Genomic DNA, 535 nt, shown 5'->3' on the forward strand with positions numbered 1-535 from the left:
CCGCCCACCAAGGCTGACGGCCTGCTCAAGGACCCCTACGTGCTCGATTTCCTCGACATGGGCGGCCGCACCGACTACCGCGAGGACGATTTGGAGCAGGCGCTCATGGACCGGCTGCAGGAGTTCCTCCTAGAGCTCGGCAGGGGCTTCGCATTCGTCGCGCGCCAGCAGCGCATCGCCGCGGAGACGGAGAGCTACTACGTCGACCTCGTGTTCTACCACTGCATCCTGAAATGCTACGTCCTCATAGACCTCAAGACGGGCAAGATCACGCCGCAGGATGTCGGTCAGATGGACTTCTACGTGCGCCTGTACGACGACCGCTGCACGCAACCGGACGACAACCCCACTATCGGCATCATCCTCTGCGCGACGAAGGACGCAACCGTGGCACGCTACTCGGCCCTCGCCGATGACAAAGGCCTGTTCGCGTCGCGCTACACGCTGTGCCTCCCCACCGAGGAGGAGCTAGCGCGTGCCCTCGAGCCCACAAGCGCGTTGTTCCTCGAGTAGGGTGCGGGAGACGGTATGAACG

Annotated in this window: 1 protein-coding gene; it reads left to right on the forward strand. The window is 63.7% G+C overall.

Going from position 1 to position 535, the window contains the following annotated elements; all coding sequences use genetic code 11:
• A partial coding sequence (locus DMP11_RS10165) for a PDDEXK nuclease domain-containing protein (protein ID WP_123186351.1) occupies positions 1-513 on the forward strand: 513 nt, incomplete at its 5' end.
• Positions 514-535: the final 22 nt, after the last annotated feature.

This window comes from Parvibacter caecicola, from assembly GCF_003725335.1.
Lineage (GTDB): Bacteria > Actinomycetota > Coriobacteriia > Coriobacteriales > Eggerthellaceae > Parvibacter > Parvibacter caecicola.